This window comes from Streptomyces sp. MMBL 11-1 (assembly GCF_028622875.1).
GTDB lineage: Bacteria > Actinomycetota > Actinomycetes > Streptomycetales > Streptomycetaceae > Streptomyces.
Map to the genome: position 1 here is coordinate 4,946,544 of NZ_CP117709.1, position 22,958 is coordinate 4,969,501.

Here is a 22,958-nt window from a genome sequence, read left to right on the forward strand (position 1 = left end):
GACCGAGCACGCTAGCCAACCGGCCCCGCCGCTGGGAAGGACGATGAGCGATATGCCCGATACATTTTCGTGACCTTTCCGGATCGGGGGCCGGGCACCCCCTCCGACCGGGCGCTCCTTCACGGAACGTCGACGTCCGCTCTCCGTGCGTACGGGTGAGGGGCGGGCGATTCCCCGGGGCGAGTGGCCGCTTCCCGGCTTCGGCAGCAGCTTGTCAGTCCGGCCGCCTAGACTCGGGAGGCGATGAGCAGCCTCTTTGACGACAGTTTCCTGACCGGCCTCCAGCCCGTGGAGGACGGCCCCCCGCCGCCCCCCGAGGACCACGCGCCCGAAGCGGTGCCGGAGGGACTCTTCGCGGGCGTCTACGACGCGCCCCCGCCGCCCCGGGACGGGTACTACCGGGACGGTCACGCGCGCCCGGTGATCGACTCCGCCGCGCTGCTCGACGGGCTGAACACCGAGCAGCGCGCCGCCGTCGTGCACGCCGGGTCCCCGTTGCTCATCGTCGCCGGGGCCGGCTCCGGCAAGACCCGGGTCCTCACCCACCGCATCGCCCACCTGCTGGCCGAGCGCGGGACGCACCCCGGGCAGATCCTCGCGATCACCTTCACCAACAAGGCCGCGGGCGAGATGAAGGAGCGCGTCGAGCAGCTCGTCGGCCCCCGGGCCAACGCGATGTGGGTCATGACCTTCCACAGCGCGTGCGTCCGCATCCTGCGCCGCGAGTCGAAGAAGCTCGGCTTCACCTCGTCGTTCTCGATCTACGACGCCGCCGACTCCAAGCGTCTGATGGCCCTGGTCTGCCGCGACCTCGACCTGGACCCGAAGCGGTTCCCGCCGAAGTCCTTCACCGCCAAGGTCTCCAACCTCAAGAACGAGCTCATCGACGAGGAGACCTTCGCCGGGCAGGCGGCGGATGGCTTCGAGAAGACCCTCGCCCAGGCGTACGCGCTCTACCAGGCCCGCCTGCGCGAGGCCAACGCCCTGGACTTCGACGACATCATCATGACGACGGTCCACCTGCTCCAGGCCTTCCCGGACGTCGCCGAGCACTACCGCCGCCGCTTCCGCCACGTCCTCGTCGACGAGTACCAGGACACCAACCACGCCCAGTACACGCTGGTACGGGAGCTGGTCGGCCCGGCCGGGGAGGCCGACGCCCCCGCCGAGCTGTGCGTGGTGGGCGACGCGGACCAGTCGATCTACGCCTTCCGGGGCGCGACCATCCGCAACATCCTCCAGTTCGAGGAGGACTACCCGAGCGCGACGACGATCCTCCTGGAGCAGAACTACCGCTCCACGCAGACGATCCTCTCCGCCGCCAACGCGGTCATCGAGCGCAATGAGAGCCGCCGCCCGAAGAACCTCTGGACCAACGCCGGCGGCGGCGCCCGCATCACCGGCTACGTCGCCGACACCGAGCACGACGAGGCGCAGTTCGTCGCCGACGAGATCGACCGGCTCACCGACGCGGGCGACGCCAAGGCGGGGGACGTCGCCGTCTTCTACCGGACCAACGCCCAGTCCCGTGTCTTCGAGGAGATCCTCATCCGCGTCGGCCTGCCCTACAAGGTCGTCGGCGGTGTGCGCTTCTACGAGCGCAAGGAGGTCCGGGACGTCCTGGCCTACCTCCGGGTCCTCGCCAACCCCGAGGACACCGTCCCGCTGCGCCGCATCCTCAACGTCCCCAAGCGCGGCATCGGCGACCGCGCCGAAGCCATGATCGACGCCCTGTCGATGCGCGAGAAGATCTCCTTCCCGCAGGCGCTGCGCCGCGTCGACGAGGCGTACGGCATGGCCGCCCGCTCCTCCAACGCCGTCAAGCGCTTCAACACGCTGATGGAGGAGCTGCGCACGATCGTCGAGTCCGGCGCCGGGCCCGCCGTCGTCCTGGAGGCGGTCCTGGAGCGCACGGGCTATCTCGCCGAGCTCCAGTCCTCCACCGACCCGCAGGACGAGACCCGCATCGAGAACCTTCAGGAACTCGCCGCCGTCGCCCTCGAATTCGAGCAGGAGCGCGCCGACGAGGAGGGCGCGGGCACGCTCGCGGAGTTCCTGGAGAAGGTCGCCCTCGTCGCCGACTCCGACCAGATCCCCGACGAGGACGAGGACGGCTCCGGCGTCATCACGCTGATGACCCTGCACACGGCGAAGGGCCTGGAGTTCCCGGTCGTCTTCCTCACCGGCATGGAGGACGGCGTCTTCCCGCACATGCGGGCCCTCGGCCAGACCAAGGAGCTGGAGGAGGAGCGCCGCCTCGCGTACGTCGGCATCACCCGCGCCCGTGAACGCCTCTATCTGACCCGGGCCGCGATGCGCAGCGCCTGGGGCCAGCCCTCGTACAACCCGCCCTCGCGGTTCCTGGAGGAGATCCCGGAACAGCACCTGGACTGGCGGCGCAAGGGCCCCATGGCCGCCCCCGCCGGGCCCACCTCCGGCATCACGTCCTCGCTGTCCTCCTCCCGCTCCCGCTCCGGCCCCTCGGGCTTCGCGACCCGGCGCGGCGGTGCGGAGAAGCCGACGGTCACCCTGGTGGCCGGGGACCGGGTCACGCACGACCAGTTCGGGCTCGGCACGGTGACGGCCGTCGAGGGCTTCGGCGACCAGGCCAAGGCGACGGTCGACTTCGGCGACGAGCGCCCGAAGAAGCTCCTCCTGCGGTACGCACCGGTCGAGAAGCTGTAGTCCGGCCGGCCGCCGAGGCGGGCCGGCCCGGGCCGGGCCGGACAGACGGAAGCGGGTGGGAGGGCCGAGGCCCTCCCACCCGCTTCCGTCTGTCCGTTCTGGTGGTTCCGTCTCAGCTCGGGTCGACGCCCTTGCTGCGCAGCCACGCCAGCGGGTCGATCGCCGAGCCGCCGCCGGGCCGGACCTCGAAGTGCAGGTGCGGACCGGTGGAGTTGCCCGAGTTACCGGAGTACGCGATGACGTCACCGGCCTTCACCGGGCCCGAGCGGATCTTGGTGCTGCTGAGGTGGCAGTACCAGGTCTCGGTGCCGTCGGCGGCGGTCACGATGGCCATGACCCCGTAGGCGCTGTTCAGCTGGGTGCGCACGGTGCCGTCGGTCGCGGCCATCACCGGAGTGCCGTACGAGACGGGGAAGTCGATGCCCGTGTGCACGGACATCCAGTTGACGCCCGCCTGACCGTAGTAGGCGCTCAGCCCGTGCTGCTTGACCGGCAGGACGAACTTGGGCCGCAGCGCCTCACGGCGTGCGGCCTCCTCCTCGCGCTTCTTCTTCTCCGCTGCCTGCCGCTCCCGCAGGTCGAGGCGCTCCTGGGTGCGGCTCGCGCGCTCACGGAAGTCGTCGCTGCCCTCGGAGAGCTGCTCCAACTGGCTGTCCAGCCGGTTGTTCGCGGCGACCGGCTTGACCGTGCTGGGGTCGGCGACCGCCAGTGAGGTGGTCGTCTCCTCCGGCTTCTCGTCGCCGCCGGGCATCCCGCCGACGGAGGCGGCGGCGATGCCAGCGACGCTCATCACGCAGGCGGAGGGCACCGCGACGGTCAGCAGGGCGGAACGCTTGGCGGGGGTACGCCGACGGGCCCGGCTACGGGGAGCGGGGGGACGGGCGGCGGTGCGGTTCGCGGAGCGCGGGGCGGGGAAGCCGTCCCCGGCGTCCGGCTCCGGCGCGGCGTCCGGCGGGAGGACGGCGAACGCGGCGGTGGAGGAGAGGCCGGTGTCCTGCTCGTCCGCCGTCCCGTCCTGCTCGGCCGCCGCTTCGGGCGCCGCCGCGTCGGCCTGCTGCTGTTCGTACAGGGAGTGCGACGTCTGTTCGGGTTCGTACGCGGTGTCCCCGGGCGTGGCGCCGGAGTTCCACGCGGTGGCGTCGTAGGCGCCCGTGTCGTACGTACCCGTGCCGTACGCGCCGGTCGCGTACGCGCCGGTGTCATGCGAACCGGTGTCGTGCGCACCGGCGTCGTGCTGGCCCGTGTCGAACGTGCCGGTGGTGAACGCGGTGGTGGCGTACGTGCCGGTGTCGGCGGCGACGGCCGCCGTGCCGTACGCGCCGGTCGGATACGACCCGGTCTCGTAGGAGTCGGTGCCGTGGGCGTCGCCCGTCCCGTACGCCGTGCCGGCCGGGTACGTCCCGGTGTCGTAGGTGTCGTACGAGCCCGTCTCGTATGCCCCGGTGTCGTACGCGTCCGTGGCGTACGCGGTGTCCGTGCCGTACGGGGCCGGGGGGAAGCCGGCGGTGGGGAACGCGCCGGTGTCGGCGGTCGCCCACTGGCCGCTCAGGTCCTGTTCGGTGACCTGTTGCCAGGCCCCGGAGGTGTCCCACTGCTGCGGGGCCTGCTGCTCCTGGGCGGCGTAACCGTCGTAGGCGGGCGTCTGCTGTGCGCCGGTGTCGGTGTTCCACGCGGAGGAGTCGTACGGGCCGCTGTGGTCCGGCCGGCCGGTCGCGTACGCGGTGTCGTAGCCGGTGCCGTAGGTGCTGTCGCCGTATCCGGCGGCGGGGTGACCCGTGGTGTGGCCGGTGTCGTGGCCGCCCGGAAGGGAGCCGAAGAGCGGGTCGGTGTCGAAGCCGCCGGTCGATCGGTCGTCGTACCCGACAGGCCCGGCGTGGGGGTGCTGGTCGTTCACCAACTTCTCTCTCGCCTCGGCAGCAGGACTGTTCTGGATCCCGTCAGGGGGTCCCAGGGGGAAGCAGTGGCCGCGACTGTACCCGGCGGTATGTGAGGACGACAATCTTCGACAGGTTTTGCGTTCGCAGGAAACGGGCAATCGGCCGACTTTCGGTGGACGGCAGACGCAGCCTTGGCTCTACGTTCGAGTGGTGTTCTATTTCAGGCCGCGGAAGTCGCCCCGGTGCGGGGCCCGGCGGCGGTGGCGGTGCCCTCTTCGGCCTCCGGCGCCTCAAGAGCCTCACGGATCGCGGCGGCCACCGTCGGGTGCACGGGCAGCGCGAGGTGTCCGACGCCGGTGACACGTACGTTCACCGCGTCGAGATCGGGATGATCGACGCACGCGGTTTCCACGGGCACCATCACCTGGTCCAACTCGCTCCAGAAGCTCACGAACCGGGTACGGCAGCCGGGTGCGGGGGTGCGCAGCTCCTCGATCACGGAGGAACCTCCGCGCATCTGACGCACGATGGGGTGAATGCCTGCCCCGGGGGCGACGGCGGTGCCCCCGTGCGGGGTTCCGAGCGTCACCAGGGTGCGCACCCGCCGGTCACCGCCGAGTCGCTGTACGTAATACCGGGCGATCAGGCCGCCGAGGCTGTGCCCGACGACGTCGACCCGGCTGTGCCCGGTGCGCACGCAGATCTCCTCCACATGCCGCCCGAGCAGTTCGGCGGCGGTACGGATGTCGCGTGTCAGCGGGGAGTAGTTGAGGGATTCCAGGTGGCGATGGCCGTGCCGGGTCAGCGCGCGCCGCAGGACGACGAACACGGAGCGGTTGTCGATGAAGCCGTGCAGCAGGACGACGGGCGGCGCGGCAGCGGCCGCGACCGGCAGGGCGGTGGCCGGGTGGCCGGTGGCCGGCCGGGGAGCTGCTCCGCCCCCGTCGGTGTGGTCGGCGCCGGTGCCCGCCGGGCGTGGCGTCGGGCCGGGCGGCGGGGGACGCTCCGGGGTGAGGCCGAAGGGGTAGGCGACCAGATGTCCGGCGAGGACGGCCAGCTCCAGCGCGGTGGCGCCGAGCAGCGCGGACGACATCCGGGGGCCCGGCAGGCGGGGGAGGCGGGGCACCGGGGAAAGAAGCAGGCGGGAGAGGCGGGGCAACGGGGGAAGAAGAGGGAGGAGCTTCACGGGCCGGCCTCCTGCACTGGCGTACGGGGAGGCGGCTCCCGTCCCCGTACGCCCTCATGGGGTGTCGGCACGACGGCCGGGCCGCCGCGGGGCCGGTGACGGCCGCACGGCACGGGGTCCGTACCACCGTGCCGCGCGGCTGGCGGCGCGGTGGTACGGAGACCTCGTAGCGGCTCCCCTTGCGCCGGACCCCGCGCGGCCGGAACGCCGCGTGGCACGGGGGACGACGCCTGGCGAACATGTCCCATGTGTGATTTCCCCCTCCCCGCCTGCCGCGAAACAGCGCCTTGCGGGATGCTGTGGATAACGTTCGTTCACATCCCCGGCCCTTCAGGCGCGGGAGACCAGGTGGAGGCAGTGATGGGTGTGACCGGTCCGATCCGTGTGGTGGTGGCCAAGCCGGGACTCGACGGCCACGACCGCGGGGCCAAAGTCATCGCGCGGGCGTTGCGGGACGCCGGTATGGAGGTGATCTACACGGGGCTCCACCAGACGCCCGAGCAGATCGTCGACACGGCGATCCAGGAGGACGCCGACGCCATCGGCCTCTCGATCCTCTCCGGGGCGCACAACACACTGTTCGCCAAGGTGATCGAGCTGCTGAAGGAGCGGGAGGCGGAGGACATCAAGGTGTTCGGCGGCGGGATCATCCCGGAGGACGACATCGCACCGCTGAAGGAGCTGGGCGTCGCCGAGCTGTTCACCCCGGGGGCGACGACGACCGAGATCGTCACGTGGGTCAACGCCAACGTCCGCCAGGCCGCCCAGGCCTGAACGCCGACCCCGGAGCGGGCCCCCTGCGCACGGGGCCCGCGCGGGCGGCGGCTCCGTCGCCACTCCAGCAAGTCGACGCCGCTCCTGTCTCGTCGCTCCTACTCGTGGCTCGTGGCCCGTGTCCTGTGGCTCCGGTCACGGCATCAGGTCATCAGTTCCGCCTCCATCGCGGCGCGCAGCCGCAGGGTGGAGACCAGGCGCTGGAAGGCCTCCGACCAGTAGCCGCCCGCCCCCGGCGACGCCCCCTCCTGTTCGTCCTGGGCGGCCGTCAGGACCTCCAGCCGGTCGGCCTCGGCCGGATCCAGGCAGCGTTCCGCGAGGCCCATCACTCCGCTGAAGCTCCATGGATAACTTCCGCCGTCCCGGGCGATGTCGAGAGCGTCGACCACCGCGCGCCCGAGCGGCCCGGCCCAGGGGACCGTGCACACCCCGAGCAGCTGGAACGCCTCCGAGAGGCCGTGCGCGGCGATGAACGCGGCCACCCAGGAAGCGCGTTCGGCCTGGTCCAGGATCGCGAGGAGCTTCGAGCGCTCGGCGATCGAGGCCGTCCCGGGGCCGCTCGCCGGGGGTGCCGAGGGGCGCCCGAGCAGGGCTCGGGCCCACCGCGGATTCCGCTGTCGCACGGCCGCCCGACACCAGGCGGCGTGCAGCTCGCCCGCCCAGTCGTCGGCGACGGGCAGGGCCACGATCTCCTCGGCGGGACGCCCGCCGAACCGCCGCTCCCAGACGTCGAGCGGGGTGGCTTCCACCAACTGGCCAAGCCACCAGGACCGTTCGCCCCGGCCGGTTGGTGGGACCGCGGCGACGCCGTCGCGCTGCATTCCCGCGTCGCACTCGTGCGGTGCCTCCACGGATATGGAGGCGATGTCCCCCGTACGGTCCAGGTTCACGCAGGACGTCGCGCGGGCCGCCATCCGTCCGGCGAGCGCCGACTCGGGCAGGGCGGACAGCAGTTCGGCGGCGGTGGCGCGGACGTTGCGGCTGCGGTCGGACAGGGCCTGCTCCAGGAACGGTTCGTCGTCGCCCCCGAGCCCGGACCGCAGGGAGTCCAGGAACATCAGCCGGTCCTCGGCCCGTTCGGCCGGCCAGGTGGTGGCGAGCAGGGCGAGCGCGGCGGGCGGATCCTGCGCCCGTACGGCGTCGAGCAGCGCGACCCGTTCCGCGAACAGTCCCTCCTCCCACAGCCGGCCCACCGCTTCCGGATCCGCGATGTCGGGGTGGAGCGCGCCGCTCGCCGCGCCCCGCAGGGCGAACTTCCAGTCGGGATTCAGCCCGGCCAGCCACAGACCGCGCGGCCCGGCGAACGCGAGCGCCTGCGGGCGCAGGTCCGTACGGGCGCGGGCGGCGTCCAGCAGCGCCGGCAACAGGGCCGCCGGGGCGCGGAAACCCTTCCGGTTGGCGGTGGCCAGCCACTGCGGAATCAGCTCGGTGAGGTCGGGTGCCGCACCGCGCCGCCCGCCGCCCGAAGGCGCGGCACGGCCGTCCAGCAGGTGGGCGAGCCTGCGCCGGGCGGCCTCGGGGAGCGCAGGCCGGGGATCCGGGGCTGCGGGCTCGGGCCGCGCCTCCGGCACGGCCGGCAGCAGCCCGGCCCGCTGCCGCACGGTGTGCAGCGCGGCGGCGTGCAGCAGGGCCGCCGGAGCATCGGCCGGTACGGGGCCGCCGCGTGGCGTCGGAGGACGGCGGTCGGTGCCCAGGAGCGCCGAGGTGACCAGCTCCTCCCAGGGGAGGGAGCCGACGGAGGCGTGAGCGGTGGCCGCCGTGGCGGCATCGGTATCGGTATCGGTATCGGTGGTTGCGGTGGGGCTGGTCGTGCGAGGCATCTTTCCCCTCCAGCGGCGGAAATGCGCGGATGTCGGACTGGGGCGGGCTGCACCGGGGGCTGCTGGTGCGCCGGGCGAGATATCGGTGCGCCGGGCGGGGTGCGGCGAGGCGGGCGGGGCGTGGCGCGGCCTGGTCAGACCAGCTGGACGACCGACCCGCCCGTGGTGTACCCGTCCGCCGCCTCCGCGCCCGGGTCCCAGGTCGCGAACGGGTCGAAGCCGCGGTGGCCGATCTCGCCGAACACGGTGACCGGGCCACCGCCGGACAGAGCGACGAGCTTCCACAGACCCGGCCGGGACAGCGCGGCCGGGGCGATCGGCAGGGCGGAGTCGGCGTGCGCGTCCACCACCTGCCAGCCGTCCTTGGCCGGCACGGGTATGACGTCGCGCAGGGTGACCGGCCAGGCGTCCAGCCAGGGGTCCTCCCGCAGGGCGTCCCCGTAGACGGCCGGCGCAGCCGCCGCGGCGATCCCCGGCGGAGGCCCGGCCGGGGCCATGGCGCCGAACTGCTCGCCCAGCTCCGCCCGGAGCTGTCCGCCGCCCGGATACGGCGTCAGCTCGGCGTCGATCGTCGCGCCCACCGGCAGCGCCTGAGCCGGGGTCCGGCCCGCCGCGCCGAAGGAGAGCAGCAGAGCCGTACGGCCCGACTCCCTCCCGTACAGCCAGATCCGACGGGCGACGATCTTGCCGTCCGGGGTGTCGTACTGCGCGAGGACCAGCCAGTGGTCACGGACGGGGGAGCCCTCGGCGGAGACGGGCAGTCCCACTCTCGTACGCACGGTCGCGGCCAGCGGTTCTGGCAGTCGCTCCCGGCCGAGCCACGCGGTGTCCAGCAGATGGAGCAGGCCGCACTCCTCCAGCAGGCGGACCGGCCAGCCCGGGCCCGACCCGCTGATCGCGCCCAGCTCTCTCACCCGGGCCGCGAGACCGGGGGCCTGGGCGTCGACCATGCGGGCCGCGGTCTCCTCCCACAGGCCGTACCCGGAGCGGTCGGTCGCGGCGAGTCCGCCGCGCAGCAGGTCACCCAGGCGCTGTTCCAGCTCCTGGGCCCCGTCCGTGACGCGCTCGGCACGGCGCTCCGCCCGCTTCCTGGCGGCGTCAGTGCCGGCGGGGCCCCGCGCGGCGCCGCCGCCCGCAGCGGGTCCGCCCTTCTCCACCACGCGTCCACGCCGGGCCTCGATCCACGTCGCGGCCCAGTCGGCCGGCTCGCCCGGCCGGACCGCGGTGTCGTCGGAGGCCCGCAGCAGCAACAGCCCCAGCGCGTGCTTGCACGGGAACTTCCGGCTCGGACAACTGCAGGAGTAGGCCGGGCCGGTGGTGTCGACCACCGTCCGGTACGGCGTGCTCCCGCTCCCCTCGCACAGGCCCCACACCGCGCCCACGGCGTCGCGGCCCGTGCCGGTCCACGGCCCGGCCGTGCCGAGCCGCGTGCCCGCTCTGCGTGAAGCGTCGTCAGGAGCCAGTGCCAGCACCTGTTCCACCGTCCAGCGCGCCACCGGTCCACCGGTGGGCGAGGGCTCTCCCCCGTGAGATAGCAGCATGTCCCCGACGGTAGGGGGAGCCACTGACAATCCCCTCCGACCTGCGAAGCAGCCGCCCCGAGCGGGATTTGACTTTGCCATTAGCCTGCGTTTCTCTGCGATCTCCGCGTACGGAACAGATCCGTGCCCGGTCCGATCCAGGGGGGATCCCGGAATGAACCGCACCATCCGCACCGCATCCACCTCCAGAACCACGCGCCCCGTGCGCACCGTTGCCCACGCGGTCGCGATCGCCGGTCTCGTGCTCGGCCTCGGCGCCTGCTCGGCCGAGTCGGTCGACAAGGCGGTCGGCGAGGCGGTCGACACGACCGTGGACGAGAAGTACGAGGTCACGTACGAGGTCACGGGCAAGGGCGTCGACGAGATCACGTACCACGGGGGCGGCGGCAAGGCCATGGAGCCCGAGCTGGAGACCGTCACCTCGCCGACCCTGCCGTGGAAGAAGACCGTCGAGCTGCGCGGCATCATGCCGCCCGCCGTCATGCCGATGGCCGTGGACGCGGGCGGAACCGACGTCACCTGCACCATCACTTACAAGGGCAAGGTCATCAAGGAGGCGAAGGGGGAGGGCATGCTCACAGCCGGAGGCTGCGTGGCGGTGTCGCCGATCGTCGGCTGACCGGCGACCGGCCGACCGGCCGACCGGCCGAGTGGGCCCGGCGGGGGCGGCCCGGCCGGTTCCCCGTGCTCAGCCGGTTCCATGTGCTCACGGACGGGCTCTGACCTGGGGTCAGGGCCCGTTGTCAGTGGCATGGTGCACGGTGGGAACCACATCAGGTCGACCGATCTGGAGGGGGATCCATGACCGTGTTCGAAACCACCGCGGCCATCGCGCCGGAGGCGGGCGCCGAGGTGCTGCGCCCGCATGCCGAGGACGCGTTCGCCGACGAGCTGAAGGCGCTCGAAGCCGCCGACGACCGCCCGAGGCCCGCCCGTTGGCGGCTGTCGCCCTGGGCCGTCGCCACCTATCTGCAGGGCGGGACCCTGCCGGACGGCACGGTGATCACGCCGAAGTACGTGGGCCCGCGCCGCCTGGTCGAAGTGGCCGTGACCACGCTCGCCACCGACCGGGCGCTGCTCCTGCTCGGCGTCCCCGGTACGGCCAAGACCTGGGTGTCCGAACACCTCGCCGCCGCGGTCAGCGGTGACTCGACGTTGCTCGTGCAGGGCACGGCCGGGACGCCCGAGGAAGCCGTCCGCTACGGGTGGAACTACGCACAGCTGCTCGCCCACGGACCCAGCCGCGACGCCCTGGTCCCCAGTCCGCTGATGCGGGCGATGGCCGAGGGCATGACCGCCCGGGTCGAGGAGCTGACCCGTATCCCCGCCGATGTGCAGGACTCGCTGATCACGATCCTGTCCGAGAAGACGCTCCCCGTCCCCGAGCTGGGGCAGGAGGTCCAGGCCGTTCGCGGCTTCAACCTCATCGCCACGGCCAACGACCGGGACCGCGGCGTCAACGAGCTGTCCAGCGCGCTGCGACGCCGGTTCAACACCGTCGTGCTGCCCCTGCCCGCCACCCCGGACGCCGAGGTCGACATCGTGTCGCGGCGGGTCGACCAGATCGGCCGCTCGCTGGACCTGCCCGCGGCGCCGGAGGGCCTGACCGAGATCCGGCGCGTGGTGACGGTCTTCCGGGAGCTGCGCGACGGGGTGACCACCGACGGGCGAACCAAGCTCAAGTCCCCCTCCGGCACGCTCTCCACCGCGGAGGCGATCTCCGTCGTCACGAACGGCCTCGCGCTCGCGGCCCACTTCGGCGACGGCGTTCTCCGCCCCGGGGACGTCGCGGCCGGGATCCTCGGCGCGGTCGTCCGGGATCCGGCGGCGGACCGGGTGGTCTGGCAGGAGTATCTGGAGACCGTGGTCCGCGAGCGGGACGGCTGGAAGGACTTCTACCGCGCCTGCCGCGAGGTAACCGCATGACGAGCCCCGCCGGTACGGCGAGGGCGGCCGCGACCGGAGAGGCCACGGCGACCGAAACGTCGACCGGGACGGCGACCGGGGCGGCGGCCGAAACGGCGACCGGGACCGCGGCGGCGGCCGGAATGTCTGGGCCGGGGCCCCGTGCGGCCGTCGGTCCCTGGCTCCTGGGGGTGCGGCACCACGGCCCCGGGTCGGCCCGCGCGGTCCTCGCCGCGCTCGCGGCGGCCCGCCCGGCCGCTGTCCTCGTCGAGGGGCCGCCCGAGGGCGACGCGCTGCTGCCTCTGGCCGCCGATGCTCGGATGCGCCCCCCGGTCGCGCTGCTCGCGCACGCCGTGGACGACCCGGGACGTGCCTCCTTCTGGCCGATGGCCGCGTTCTCGCCCGAGTGGTTGGCGATCCGCTGGGCTCTCGACCACGACGTCCCGGTCCGCTTCATCGACCTGCCCGCCGCCCACTCCCTCGCGCTCAAGGAACCCGCGCCAGGCACGGGGGGCGAGGAGACGGCCCCGGGGGAGCGGGCCGGGGAAGAGGACTCGCCGGTCGTCGACCCGATCCGCGTGCTGGCGGAGACCGCCGGATACGACGATCCGGAACGCTGGTGGGAGGACGTCGTCGAGCACCGATCACCGGGCGGCGGCACCGGCGGGGGCGTCAGCACAAGCCTGGACAGCGGCACCGGCCGGGGCCACGACGGCAGCTCGCCCGGGGACACGGTGGGCGCGGACGACACGGCCGACGCGGACGACGCGCTCGCGCCGTTCGCCGCACTGGCGGAGGCCATGAGTGCTCTCCGCGAGGCGTACGGCGACGGTGGGCAGCCCCGGGACGCGGTGCGCGAGGCGTACATGCGCATCCAACTGCGTACTGCCCGCAAGGAGTTCGGAGACGGCGTCGCCGTAGTCTGCGGTGCCTGGCACGTCCCGGCCCTTGCCGCGCGGACCACTCTCGCCGCCGACCGCGCCCTGCTCAAGGGCCTCCCGAAGGTCAGGACGGACCTGACCTGGGTGCCGTGGACCCACCGCCGGCTCGCCCGGCACAGCGGGTACGGGGCGGGGATCGACGCGCCGGGCTGGTACGGGCACCTCTTCGACGTGGCGGACCGGCCGATCGAACGATGGATGACCAAGGTCGCCGGACTGCTGCGGGAGGAAGACCGGTTCGTCTCCACCGCCCATGTCATCGAGGCCGTCCGGCTCGCCGAGACCCTCGCCGCGCTCCGGGGCCGCCCGCTGGCCGGCCTGGGCGAGACGACCGACGCGGTGCGGGCCGTCATGTGCGAGGGGTCCGACGTCCCGCTCGCCCTCGTCAGGGACCGGCTGATCGTCGGCGAGAACCTCGGAGAGGTGCCGGACACCGCCCCGGCCGTCCCCTTGCAACGGGACCTGACCCGAAGCCAGCGCACCCTCCGGCTCAAGCCGGAGGCGTCGGAACGCGAGGTCGACCTCGACCTGCGCAAGGAGACCGACGCCGCCCGCAGCCGCCTCCTGCACCGGCTGCGCCTCCTCGGCGTCGGCTGGGGCGATCCGGTCGCGGGGCGGGGCAGCACCGGCACCTTCCGGGAGAGCTGGCGGCTGCGCTGGGAGCCGGAACTGCACGTCCGGGTCGCCGAGGCAGGCGTGTGGGGCACCACGGTCCTCACCGCCGCCACCGCGAAGGCCGAGTCGGAGGCCATGGCGGCGACCGCACTGGCCGACGTCACCGCACTCGCCGAACACTGCCTCCTGGCCGGACTGCCCGACGCGCTGCCCGTCGTGATGAAGGCCCTCGCCGACCGGGCCGCACTCGACGCGGACGTCGGCCACCTCGCGGACGCGCTGCCCGCCCTGGCCCGCTCCCTGCGATACGGGGACGTGCGCTCCACGGACACGGCGGCGCTCGCGGAGGTCGCCGCCGGACTCGCCGAGCGGATCTGCGTCGGCCTGCCGCCCGCCTGCGCCGGCCTCGACGCCGACGGGGCCGAGGCGCTGCGCCGCCAGGTGGAGGCCGTGCACGGTGCGATCGGGCTCCTGCTCGCGGGAGCGGCCCCTGCCGAAGGGCTGCGGGAGCGCTGGGACGCCGTCCTGCACAAACTGGCGGCCCGGGACACGGTTGCCGGGATCATCCGGGGCCGGGCCACCCGGCTGCTCCTGGACGAGGGGCGGCTGGCGGAGGACGAGGCGGCCCGGCTGATGGGCCTGGCGCTCTCCCCCGGAACCCCGCCCGCCGACGCCGCCGCCTGGATCGAGGGGTTCGTCGGCGGCGCGTCGGGCGGCGGCATGCTGCTGGTCCACGACGAGAGGCTGCTCGGCCTCGTCGACTCCTGGCTGACCGGTGTCCCCGCCGAGGCGTTCACCGACGTGCTGCCACTGCTGCGCCGCACGTTCTCCGCGTACGAACCGGGCGTACGGCGCACCCTGGGCGAGCTGGTCCGGCGCGGGCCCGTCCCCGAGAGCGCCCGCCGGGACGAGGCCGGCCGGGCGCCCGGGGGCTTCGGGCCCGGTCTCGACCGGGCCAGGGCCGACGCTGTGGAGCCGGTGCTGCGCCTGTTGATCGGCCGCCGGTCCGAGCCCGAGGAGGCCGCCAGATGACGAGGACCCCGACGACGGGCCCGGGCGCGGCGGACCAGAGAACGAGCAGCCCGGGCGTGGCGGACCAGGGAGCGAGCAGCCTGGGCGCGGCGGCCCGGAGTATGAGCAATCCGGGCGCGACGGAACAAGGAACGAGCATCCCGGCCGCGACGGAACAGGGAACGAGCCCGGACGCCGGAGACCACGGCGCGACGGACCCGATGGACCCGACGGGGGAGACGATGGAACGGACGACCGCACAGGCGTCGGGCCCGGCGCGGCCCACCGCCCCGCACGCGCCCGACGCCGAACGGCTGCGGCGCTGGAGGATGGTGCTCGGAGCGGACAGCGCCGACAGCACCGGGTGCGCCCTCACCGGTCAGGACGCGGCGATGGACGGTGCGTTGAACGCGCTGTACGGCGGGGGTGCCGGGAAGAAGCCCGGGGGCCGGGGCTCCGGCGGCCGTTCGGCGGGGCTCGGCGCGTCGGCGCCCTCCGTCGCCCGCTGGCTCGGCGACATCCGGACCTACTTCCCCAGCTCCGTGGTCCAGGTCATGCAACGCGACGCGATCGACCGGCTCGGCCTGGCGGCCCTGCTCCTCGAACCGGAGATGCTGGAGGCGGTCGAGGCGGACGTCCACCTCGTCGGCACCCTGCTCTCCCTCAACAAGGCGATGCCCGAGACGACGAAGGAGACCGCGCGCGCCGTCGTCCGCAAGGTCGTCGACGACCTGGAGAAGCGTCTGGAAAGCCGCACCAGGGCCACCCTGACCGGCGCCCTGGACCGTTCGGCGCGCATCAGCAGGCCGCGCCACCGGGACATCGACTGGAACCGCACCATCCGGGCCAACCTCACGAACTACCTCCCCGTCCCGGGACCGGCCGGTACGGGGCCCACAACGGACCCGGGAGGCGCGGAGGGGAGGGGCACGATCGTTCCCGAGCGCCTCATCGGGTACGGGCGTGCCTCCCGGTCCGCCAAGAAGGACATCGTCCTGTGCATCGACCAGTCGGGCTCGATGGCCGCGTCGGTCGTGCATGCCTCGGTCTTCGGGGCGGTGCTCGCCTCCATGCGCACGCTCTCGACCCGGCTCGTCGTCTTCGACACGGCGGTCGCCGACCTCACGGACCAGCTCGACGACCCCGTCGACGTCCTCTTCGGCACCCAACTCGGCGGCGGCACCGACATCAACCGGGCACTGGCCTACTGCCAGTCGAGGATCACCCGCCCCGCGGACACCGTCGTCGTCCTCATCAGCGACCTCTTCGAGGGCGGCATACGGAACGAGATGCTCAAGCGGGTCGCCGCGATGCAGGCCTCCGGGGTGCAGTTCGTGGCCCTGCTCGCGCTCTCCGACGAGGGCGCACCCGCGTACGACCACGAGCATGCGGCGGCGCTCGGGGCGTTGGGCGTACCCGCCTTCGCCTGTACGCCGGATCTCTTCCCGGACGTCATGGCGGCGGCGATCGAGAAGAGGCCACTGCCCATACCGGACAAGGAGACCCAACAGTAACCGGGGACTTGCGCGACCCCCACGGGTGCGTGCAAGCCGCCCGGCTCACCACATCGGAGCGCCCGGCCCAGGGGGGCCCGGGCCGGGCGCTCCAGTTCCGACCAGCCTCTTCCGGCTCCCGGCGGGCCCCGGCCGGGAGCCGGAAGAGCCACCCTCTGTGACCGTTATCACCGCTCAGGTGTGATCTGCGATTTAGGGTCACACCGAGCGCGGGGATAACCTGCCGGATGGACATGCCGCGTACTCGGACACCGTGTACGCCTCCCTAGTGACAGTGCAGTCACGTTGCCCATCGCGGCACGCCCACGCAGAAGAACGAACCGCGATACCACTAAAAGGGACGGACGCGCGTGGACCTGTTCGAGTACCAGGCGAGGGACCTCTTCGCCAAGCACGGTGTACCGGTGCTGGCCGGTGAAGTCATCGACACGCCTGAGGCAGCCCGCGAGGCGACCGAGAAGCTGGGCGGCAAGTCTGTCGTCAAGGCGCAGGTGAAGGTCGGCGGCCGAGGCAAGGCCGGCGGTGTCAAGCTGGCGGCCGACGCCGACGAGGCGGTCGCCCGGGCGACCGACATTCTCGGCATGGACATCAAGGGCCACACGGTCCACAAGGTGATGATCGCCGAGCTGTCCCCGGAGATCGAGGCGGAGTACTACGTCTCGTACCTCCTCGACCGCACCAACCGCACCTTCCTGGCCATGGCCTCGGTGCAGGGCGGCATGGACATCGAGGAGGTCGCGGAGAAGACCCCCGAGGCCCTCGCGAAGGTCCCGGTCAACGCCGTCGACGGGGTCGACATCGCCAAGGCCCGCGAGATCGTGGCCCAGGCGAAGTTCCCGGCCGACGTGGCCGAGGGCGTGGCCGAGGCCATGGTGACCCTGTGGGACACCTTCGTCGCCGAGGACGCGCTCCTCGTCGAGGTCAACCCGCTGGTGAAGACCAAGGACGGCCGGATCCTGGCCCTGGACGGCAAGGTGTCTCTCGACGAGAACGCCGACTTCCGTCAGCCGGGTCACGAGGCGCTCGAGGACAAGGCCGCAGCCAACCCGCTCGAGGCTGCCGCCAAGGCCAAGAACCTCAACTACGTCAAGCTCGACGGCGAGGTCGGCATCATCGGTAACGGTGCCGGTCTGGTCATGTCGACCCTGGACGTCGTCGCGTACGCCGGTGAGAACCACGGCAACGTGAAGCCCGCCAACTTCCTCGACATCGGCGGCGGCGCCTCCGCGGAGGTCATGGCGAACGGCCTGGAGATCATCCTCGGCGACCCGGACGTCAAGTCCGTCTTCGTCAACGTCTTCGGTGGCATCACCGCCTGTGACGAGGTCGCCAACGGCATCGTGCAGGCGCTCGCGCTGCTCGAGTCCAAGGGCGAGAAGGTCGAGAAGCCGCTGGTCGTGCGTCTCGACGGCAACAACGCGGAGCTGGGTCGCAAGATCCTTTCCGACGCCAACCACCCGCTCGTGCAGCGCGTGGACACCATGGACGGCGCGGCCGACAAGGCCGCCGAGCTCGCCGCGGCTGCGAAGTAAGGAAGAGGGACTCAGACCACCATGGCTATCTTCCTCACCAAGGACAGCAAGGTCATCGTCCAGGGGATGACCGGCGCGACGGGCATGAAGCACACCAAGCTCATGCTCGCCGACGGCACCAACATCGTCGGCGGCGTGAACCCGCGCAAGGCCGGCACCTCCGTCGACTTCGACGGCACCGAGGTACCGGTCTTCGGCTCCGTCGCCGAGGCGATGGAGAAGACCGGCGCGAACGTGTCCGTCCTCTTCGTGCCGCCGGCCTTCTCGAAGGCCGCCGTCGTCGAGGCGATCGACGCCGAGATCCCGCTCGCCGTCGTGATCACCGAGGGCATCGCCGTCCACGACTCGGCCGCCTTCTGGGCGTACGCCGGCGCGAAGGGCAACAAGACCCGGATCATCGGCCCGAACTGCCCGGGTCTCATCACCCCCGGCCAGTCCAACGCCGGCATCATCCCGGGCGACATCACCAAGCCCGGCCGCATCGGTCTCGTGTCGAAGTCCGGCACGCTGACCTACCAGATGATGTACGAGCTCCGTGACATCGGCTTCTCGTCCGCCGTCGGCATCGGTGGCGACCCGGTCATCGGCACCACGCACATCGACGCCCTCGCGGCGTTCGAGGCGGACCCGGAGACCGACCTCATCGTGATGATCGGCGAGATCGGCGGCGACGCCGAGGAGCGTGCCGCCGACTTCATCGCGAAGAACGTCACCAAGCCGGTCGTCGGTTACGTCGCGGGCTTCACCGCCCCGGAGGGCAAGACCATGGGCCACGCCGGCGCCATCGTCTCCGGCTCCTCGGGCACCGCCCAGGCGAAGAAGGAGGCCCTTGAGGCCGCCGGCGTCAAGGTCGGCAAGACGCCGACCGAGACCGCCAAGCTGGCGCGCGAGATCCTCGGCGCCTGACGCCGTCGGTCAGGCGGCGGAGACACGCTGCGAACGGCCCGGGCCCGCACTTCCTGTGATGCAGGGGTGCGGGCCCGGGCCGTTCGAGTACGCGCCTGCCGCCCGGGTGACGGCCCGGTCCGCGTGACGGCTCATCGCAGCTGCGGGACCAGCCGCTCCGGGCCGTGCGCCAGCTGCTCGCGCAGCGTCTTCTGGAGCTCCAGGTCCTGCGCGGTGAGCTTCTGCGGACCACCGCGGGGCGGTACGCCCCCGACCCGCTCGCCGGGGGAGATCGGCGGCTCGTAGTGGGTGGGCGCGGTGTACAGGGTCAGCCCGGTGACGGCGATGAGGAGCGCGACGCCCACGATGGCGGCCCGCGTCCACAGCCGGGCCCTGTCCTCGCTGCCGGTGCGCACGGCCCGGGCCGGCCGCGGTACGGGAACGTGCTCGGCGCGCGCGAGGCCGCCGAGCCGGTCGTGCAGCAGGGCCGACTGCTCGGCGGGCGAGCCGGCGGCCGCGAGTTCGGGAAGGCGCTCGGCGACGGCCGCGCGGGCGGTCATCAGACGGCCCGCCGCCGCCGGGGTGCTGGCCTCCGTCTCGGCCGCGGTCTCCGGGAGGTCCAGGCCGACCCCGTCGTACAGGAGGAGCGTGCGCCGGTAGGCCGGGGGCAGGTCGAGCAGCGCGCCGAACAGCGCCTGCTTCCCCGGCTCGGTGGGCGGGGCGTCGGGGTGCCGGTGCGCGCGGCGCAGCCGGTGCCAGGGGGACATCGCGTACTCGTACGCCGCCGCGCGCACCCAGCCGGCCGGGTCCCGGTCGACGGCCACCTCGGGCCAGCGGTGCCAGGCCAGTTCGAAGGCGCGCTCGACGGACTCGCGGGCCAGGGCGCGGCGGCCGGTCAGCAGGTAGGCCTGCCGGACGAGGCCGGGGGCGGTGCGGGTGTACAGCTCGTCGAACGCCTCGGCGGGGGAGAGGCATCGCCCTTCCTTCTCCGCCTGCTTGTCCGCCTCCGCCGCCGCCTCCTTCTCCGCCTCCTTCGCCCCTTCCGCCTCCGCACGGGTGCCCGTGGCCGTAACCGCCTCCGCCCGCACCGTCGGCTTCACCTCCGGAACGGCTTGGGGGCGGGCTTCCGGAGCGGCTTCGGGAAGGGGTTCCGGCGTGGCTTCCGCAGCGGGGGCCGGGAGGGGCTCCGGAGCCGTCGGCGTCGGAGCCGCCACGGCCGGGGGCGGTGGCGCGGCGGGCGCCTCCGGCCCGGGGGCGATGAGCTTCGCGTACAGCGCGCGCTTGCGCCCGCGCGGGCTCGTGCGCCCCGTCTCCCAGGAGCGCACGGTGGCGCGCGTGACGCCGACGGCCGCCGCTACCTGTTCCTCGCTCAGTGACTTCGCCTCGCGCAGTCTGCGGCGCTCCTTGGGGGAGGGCAGCGGCGGCGCGGCGGCCTCGTCGGTCGTGCTCCGGGTCATGGACGACCCCCGGCAGCGCCGCACTGGGTGAAAAAGTACATAAACGTATATTGAGCGACACAACGGCTGTTAGCGCGTTACGCGATATAAGCGCGTGTCGTTGGCAGCATGGGCCGCGTGACCCAAATGACGCAGCGCGGCCCGAAGGCGACGGCCGAGCGGAACCGCACCCTGGCCCTGGCCTCCGCCCTGGTGCGGGGAGCCGTCGCCGCCGGACTCGGCCTCGGGGCGTTGGCCGTGCTGGTCATGGTGGTGTGGATCAGCTCCCCGTACCCCGACAGCGGACCGGGCGGGGCACTGCGTGCGGCGGCCGGGATCTGGCTGCTCGCGCACGGCGCGGGACTCGTGCGGCCCGACACCCTGAGCGGCGTTCCCGCCCCCGTCGGCGTGGTGCCGTTGCTGCTCGTCGTGGGCCCGGTCTGGCTGGCGCATCGCGCGGCACGCGATGCGGCGGTGCCGGAGGACGGTCGGCCCAGGCCTTCACCGGCGGGCGCGTTCTGCGCGGTGACCGCGGGATACCTGCTGGTCGTGGCGGGGGCTGCGGCCTGGGCGAGGGACGGTTCGCTGCGCCCGGACGCGGACACGCTGGTGTTCCCGGTGGCGCTGGTGGTGGCCGGTGCGGCGGCGGCCGGGGTGTGGACGGCGGCCGGGCGGCCACTCGGGCCCCTGCCGTCCTGGTCGCCCCTGGCGCTTCAGGAGGCGATCGCGCGGACGCTCTTCCGCGACCGGGCCGAGGCGGCGTGCCGGTCGGCGGCGGTGGGCGTGACGGTGCTGCTCGGCGGCGGTGCGCTGCTGGTCGCGGTGGCGCTCGGCCGGAACGCGGGGGCGGCGCAGGACGCGTTCCTGGGGCTCGCGGGCGACTGGCCGGGGCGGTTCGCCGTGCTCCTGCTGGCCGCCTCGCTGGTGCCGAACGCCGCGTTGTGGGGAGCGTCGTACGGGCTCGGACCCGGCTTCTCGCTCGGTACGGGAGCCACCGCCACCCCGCTGGGCCTCGACGGTACCCCGACGGCGCCCTCCTTCCCCCTGCTGGCGGCCGTGCCGGACCAGGGGCCGGGCTCCCCGCTGTACGGGGCGGCCCTGGCGGTGCCGGTGGCGGCCGGGCTGGCGGTCGCCTGGTTCACCGCCCGCAGGGCCGTGCCCGCCGACGCGCCCCGTGCTCACGCGTGGGGCCGCCGCGAGACGGTGCTGGTGACCCTGCTCGCCGCGCTGGGGTGCGGTGCCGTGACGGCGCTGCTCACGGCGGTGGCCGGCGGGCCGCTCGGTACCGGGGCGCTGCGGGAGTTCGGCCCGGTGTGGTGGCTGGCCGGCCCGGCGGCGCTGGCGTGGACCGCGGGCATCGGCGTACCGGCGGTCCTGCTGCTGCGCCGGTGGCGACTGCGTACCCCGGGCTGGGCCTGGCGCAGGGACGTACCGGAAGGGGATGGACCTCCGTTGACGGCGGCGGCAACAGCAGCGGCCACAGCGAAGGCGGCGGGACCGACAGCGGCCGAGGACGAGGAAGTGCAGGCGGGGGCCGTCATCGGGCGCCCGCGCCGCTGGTGGGCGCCGTGGCGTGGGCGGGGGAGGAAGGCGGGCGCGTCCGGCGATGCGGCGCCGGGCGGTTACGCGGCACGCGCCGCTTCCTCCGTTCCGGCCCCCGGGGCGGCCCTCGTTCCGGCCGCCGGTACTCCGGCCGGCGCGGCCGGAACGGCCGGCCCCGGGGCGGGGCGGGGCGACGCGGGGTTCGAGCCGTACGACTTCCTGCCGACCGACCCGTGGCACGGAAAAGACTTCAGGGAGGCCCGTTGGGCCTCCCTGAAGCAGGGTTCCGGCGGACTGATGGCCGACTTTCCCGCTGGTTCGACTGATCCAGCTGATTCAACTGATCCAGCTGGTTCGACTGATCCAGTCGGTCCGACTTCAACTGATCCAGCTGACTCCACGGGCCCGGCTGACTCCACGGGCGGGTCCGGCTGACTCCACGGGGCCGGCTGGTCCCCCGGGGCCGGCTGACCCCCCGGATGCGGCTGTCCCCACCGATGCCGCCGCGGGCCGCCCCGCGCCGAGGCCCGATCCGGAGCCGGGGCGCCGGTGACCTACTCCTTGACGCCGAAGAACGGCTCCAGCGGCTTCGGCAGCTGGTCGTTGCAGGCCAGCGCGCCGGTCCTGGTCAGGGCGTCGTCCACGCAGGTGTAGTAGTCGCGGTAGACGAGTTGCACGGTGAACGTGGTCGCCACGATGAGCAGCGCCAGCAGGCCGGTCACCAGGCCGCTCACCGCCGCCGTGGTCTGCTGCCTGCTGCTGACGCCCTGCGACGCGGCGGGCGTGGGCGCGGTGGGCGAGGCTCCGGAGACGTCGCCCGCCGTGGCTCCCGTGCCGGTCCCGGTCCCCGCGGCGGTTCCCGCCGCCCCGGAGCCGTCGGCCGCCGTACGGTCCGTCGCGGAGGCGTTCCCCGGCGGGGTGCGGAGCGCGCTGATCGCCCAGTACGTCGCGAGCGCGCCCAGCAGCAGGGCGAGCTCCGAGAATTCGAAGAGGGCGAAGAAGAAGGCCCACATACCGCCGAGCACCGCGTAGCGGGCGCGCCGCTGTGCGGGGTCGGTGGGGTCCCAGCGCAGTCCGCCCGGACCGCCGCGCTCGGGTCCGCCCTTGCCTCCCGGGCCGCCGGAGCCGTTCCCGCCGGGGCCGCCGCCGAAGCCGCCGTTGCCCCGGCCGGGCTGCTTGCTGCTCCACTGGCTGCCCCACGCCGGGCGGTCCCCGCTGGAGCCGCTCCCGTCGGACCCGCCGTTCCCGTCCGACCCCTCCGGCCCGTCGGTCCCGGCGGGGCGGCGCGGCTGCCACGGCTGGTCAGGACGGTCCGCGGGCGGTGCCGCGAACGGGTTGTCCTCCTGCGGCTTCCCGGCGGAGCCGGACGCCGGTGCGGATCCCGAGGAGGACCCCGGCGAGGAGGACCCCGGAGGGGAGGAGTCCGGCGAAGAGGGCCGGCGTTCCCGCATCAGCGGAGCGGACCGCTCGGGCAGGGGGAAGCGGAAGGCGGTGCGACGGCGTCGGTCCGGCATGTGGTGAACGTCTTCCCCATCTCGTCATGTCCGCCCGTAGGACGGTTCGTCCGCCCGGTGGACGGCTCGCTGTCCCCTGACGCTACCTCCCGGTCACGCCCCCGTCCCGTGGGGGCCGTCGGGTGTGCCGGTATCGTTGCTGACGGTCGACTCGTTCGTAGGGTTCCCCGTATCGGGTGA

General features: G+C 73.5%; 15 protein-coding genes. 9 read left to right on the forward strand and 6 right to left on the reverse strand.

Annotation, left to right across the window (positions count from 1 at the left end):
* Nucleotides 1–243 precede the first annotated feature (243 nt).
* Nucleotides 244–2,685, forward strand: coding sequence for a DNA helicase PcrA (pcrA, locus tag PSQ21_RS21970; RefSeq protein WP_274032300.1), 2,442 nt, complete (start codon nucleotides 244–246; stop codon nucleotides 2,683–2,685).
* A gap of 112 nt (nucleotides 2,686–2,797) precedes the next feature.
* On the opposite strand, the gene PSQ21_RS21975 is transcribed toward pcrA, so the two are convergent.
* Nucleotides 2,798–4,579: a M23 family metallopeptidase gene (locus tag PSQ21_RS21975; RefSeq protein ID WP_274032301.1), complete on the reverse strand. Its 1,782-nt coding sequence runs from the start codon at nucleotides 4,577–4,579 to the stop codon at nucleotides 2,798–2,800.
* A gap of 203 nt (nucleotides 4,580–4,782) precedes the next feature.
* Nucleotides 4,783–5,655 (reverse strand): lipase family alpha/beta hydrolase, encoded by an 873-nt coding sequence (locus PSQ21_RS21980; RefSeq protein ID WP_274035878.1) that lies wholly within the window; start codon nucleotides 5,653–5,655, stop codon nucleotides 4,783–4,785.
* 453 nt (nucleotides 5,656–6,108) lie between these two features.
* On the opposite strand from PSQ21_RS21980, the gene PSQ21_RS21985 reads away from it, so the two are divergent.
* Nucleotides 6,109–6,522, forward strand: a complete 414-nt coding sequence (locus PSQ21_RS21985; protein ID WP_097870748.1) for a cobalamin B12-binding domain-containing protein — start codon at nucleotides 6,109–6,111, stop codon at nucleotides 6,520–6,522.
* A gap of 143 nt (nucleotides 6,523–6,665) precedes the next feature.
* Here the strand turns inward: PSQ21_RS21985 and PSQ21_RS21990 are convergent, their stop codons facing one another.
* Both PSQ21_RS21990 and PSQ21_RS21995 read right to left on the reverse strand, forming a co-directional pair.
* Nucleotides 6,666–8,342: a DUF5691 domain-containing protein gene (locus tag PSQ21_RS21990; RefSeq protein ID WP_274032302.1), complete on the reverse strand. Its 1,677-nt coding sequence runs from the start codon at nucleotides 8,340–8,342 to the stop codon at nucleotides 6,666–6,668.
* Nucleotides 8,343–8,476: 134 nt separating this feature from the next.
* On the reverse strand, nucleotides 8,477–9,883 hold the full coding sequence (locus PSQ21_RS21995) for an SWIM zinc finger family protein (protein WP_274032303.1): 1,407 nt from the start codon (nucleotides 9,881–9,883) through the stop codon (nucleotides 8,477–8,479).
* A gap of 154 nt (nucleotides 9,884–10,037) precedes the next feature.
* On the opposite strand from PSQ21_RS21995, the gene PSQ21_RS22000 reads away from it, so the two are divergent.
* From PSQ21_RS22000 to sucD, 6 genes are all read left to right on the forward strand, one after another.
* Nucleotides 10,038–10,502, forward strand: a complete 465-nt coding sequence (locus PSQ21_RS22000) for a hypothetical protein (protein ID WP_274032305.1) — start codon at nucleotides 10,038–10,040, stop codon at nucleotides 10,500–10,502.
* A gap of 182 nt (nucleotides 10,503–10,684) precedes the next feature.
* Entirely contained in the window at nucleotides 10,685–11,809 is a 1,125-nt protein-coding gene (locus PSQ21_RS22005) for an ATP-binding protein (protein ID WP_274032307.1), read from the forward strand.
* Nucleotides 11,806–14,376 (forward strand): DUF5682 family protein, encoded by a 2,571-nt coding sequence (locus PSQ21_RS22010; protein ID WP_443334400.1) that lies wholly within the window; start codon nucleotides 11,806–11,808, stop codon nucleotides 14,374–14,376. Before PSQ21_RS22005 ends, PSQ21_RS22010 begins: the two co-directional genes overlap by 4 nt.
* A gap of 221 nt (nucleotides 14,377–14,597) precedes the next feature.
* The gene (locus PSQ21_RS22015) at nucleotides 14,598–15,869 is read left to right on the forward strand and encodes a VWA domain-containing protein (RefSeq protein ID WP_274035881.1); all 1,272 of its coding nucleotides are present in this window, start codon (nucleotides 14,598–14,600) and stop codon (nucleotides 15,867–15,869) included.
* 350 nt (nucleotides 15,870–16,219) lie between these two features.
* On the forward strand, nucleotides 16,220–17,401 hold the full coding sequence (gene sucC / locus PSQ21_RS22020) for an ADP-forming succinate--CoA ligase subunit beta (RefSeq protein WP_274032310.1): 1,182 nt from the start codon (nucleotides 16,220–16,222) through the stop codon (nucleotides 17,399–17,401).
* A gap of 21 nt (nucleotides 17,402–17,422) precedes the next feature.
* Nucleotides 17,423–18,307 (forward strand): succinate--CoA ligase subunit alpha, encoded by an 885-nt coding sequence (sucD, locus tag PSQ21_RS22025; RefSeq protein ID WP_018955930.1) that lies wholly within the window; start codon nucleotides 17,423–17,425, stop codon nucleotides 18,305–18,307.
* Between the two features lie 131 nt (nucleotides 18,308–18,438).
* Here sucD and PSQ21_RS22030 read toward each other — a convergent pair whose 3' ends face one another.
* Nucleotides 18,439–19,743, reverse strand: coding sequence for a helix-turn-helix domain-containing protein (locus PSQ21_RS22030; RefSeq protein ID WP_274032312.1), 1,305 nt, complete (start codon nucleotides 19,741–19,743; stop codon nucleotides 18,439–18,441).
* 126 nt (nucleotides 19,744–19,869) lie between these two features.
* Between PSQ21_RS22030 and PSQ21_RS22035 the strand changes: the two genes are divergently transcribed.
* Nucleotides 19,870–21,699: a cell division protein PerM gene (locus PSQ21_RS22035; RefSeq protein WP_274035883.1), complete on the forward strand. Its 1,830-nt coding sequence runs from the start codon at nucleotides 19,870–19,872 to the stop codon at nucleotides 21,697–21,699.
* Between the two features lie 119 nt (nucleotides 21,700–21,818).
* Here PSQ21_RS22035 and PSQ21_RS22040 read toward each other — a convergent pair whose 3' ends face one another.
* Nucleotides 21,819–22,778 carry a hypothetical protein gene (locus tag PSQ21_RS22040; RefSeq protein WP_274032314.1) on the reverse strand — a complete coding sequence of 320 codons (960 nt, stop codon included), beginning with the start codon at nucleotides 22,776–22,778 and terminating at the stop codon, nucleotides 21,819–21,821.
* Between the last annotated feature and the right edge of the window lie 180 nt (nucleotides 22,779–22,958).

What these genes read in the sequence shown, in the direction of transcription:
- PSQ21_RS21990 (WP_274032302.1), bottom strand. Translation starts at nt 8,342, where the DNA reads ATGCCTCGCACGACCAGCCCCACCGCAACCACCGATACCGATACCGAT.
- PSQ21_RS22035 (WP_274035883.1), top strand. Translation starts at nt 19,870, where the DNA reads ATGACGCAGCGCGGCCCGAAGGCGACGGCCGAGCGGAACCGCACCCTG.
- PSQ21_RS22000 (WP_274032305.1), top strand. Translation starts at nt 10,038, where the DNA reads ATGAACCGCACCATCCGCACCGCATCCACCTCCAGAACCACGCGCCCC.
- PSQ21_RS21995 (WP_274032303.1), bottom strand. Translation starts at nt 9,883, where the DNA reads ATGCTGCTATCTCACGGGGGAGAGCCCTCGCCCACCGGTGGACCGGTG.
- PSQ21_RS21985 (WP_097870748.1), top strand. Translation starts at nt 6,109, where the DNA reads ATGGGTGTGACCGGTCCGATCCGTGTGGTGGTGGCCAAGCCGGGACTC.
- PSQ21_RS22040 (WP_274032314.1), bottom strand. Translation starts at nt 22,778, where the DNA reads ATGCCGGACCGACGCCGTCGCACCGCCTTCCGCTTCCCCCTGCCCGAG.
- PSQ21_RS22010 (WP_443334400.1), top strand. Translation starts at nt 11,806, where the DNA reads ATGACGAGCCCCGCCGGTACGGCGAGGGCGGCCGCGACCGGAGAGGCC.
- PSQ21_RS21980 (WP_274035878.1), bottom strand. Translation starts at nt 5,655, where the DNA reads ATGTCGTCCGCGCTGCTCGGCGCCACCGCGCTGGAGCTGGCCGTCCTC.
- PSQ21_RS22030 (WP_274032312.1), bottom strand. Translation starts at nt 19,743, where the DNA reads ATGACCCGGAGCACGACCGACGAGGCCGCCGCGCCGCCGCTGCCCTCC.
- PSQ21_RS22015 (WP_274035881.1), top strand. Translation starts at nt 14,598, where the DNA reads ATGGAACGGACGACCGCACAGGCGTCGGGCCCGGCGCGGCCCACCGCC.
- PSQ21_RS22005 (WP_274032307.1), top strand. Translation starts at nt 10,685, where the DNA reads ATGACCGTGTTCGAAACCACCGCGGCCATCGCGCCGGAGGCGGGCGCC.
- pcrA (WP_274032300.1), top strand. Translation starts at nt 244, where the DNA reads ATGAGCAGCCTCTTTGACGACAGTTTCCTGACCGGCCTCCAGCCCGTG.
- sucD (WP_018955930.1), top strand. Translation starts at nt 17,423, where the DNA reads ATGGCTATCTTCCTCACCAAGGACAGCAAGGTCATCGTCCAGGGGATG.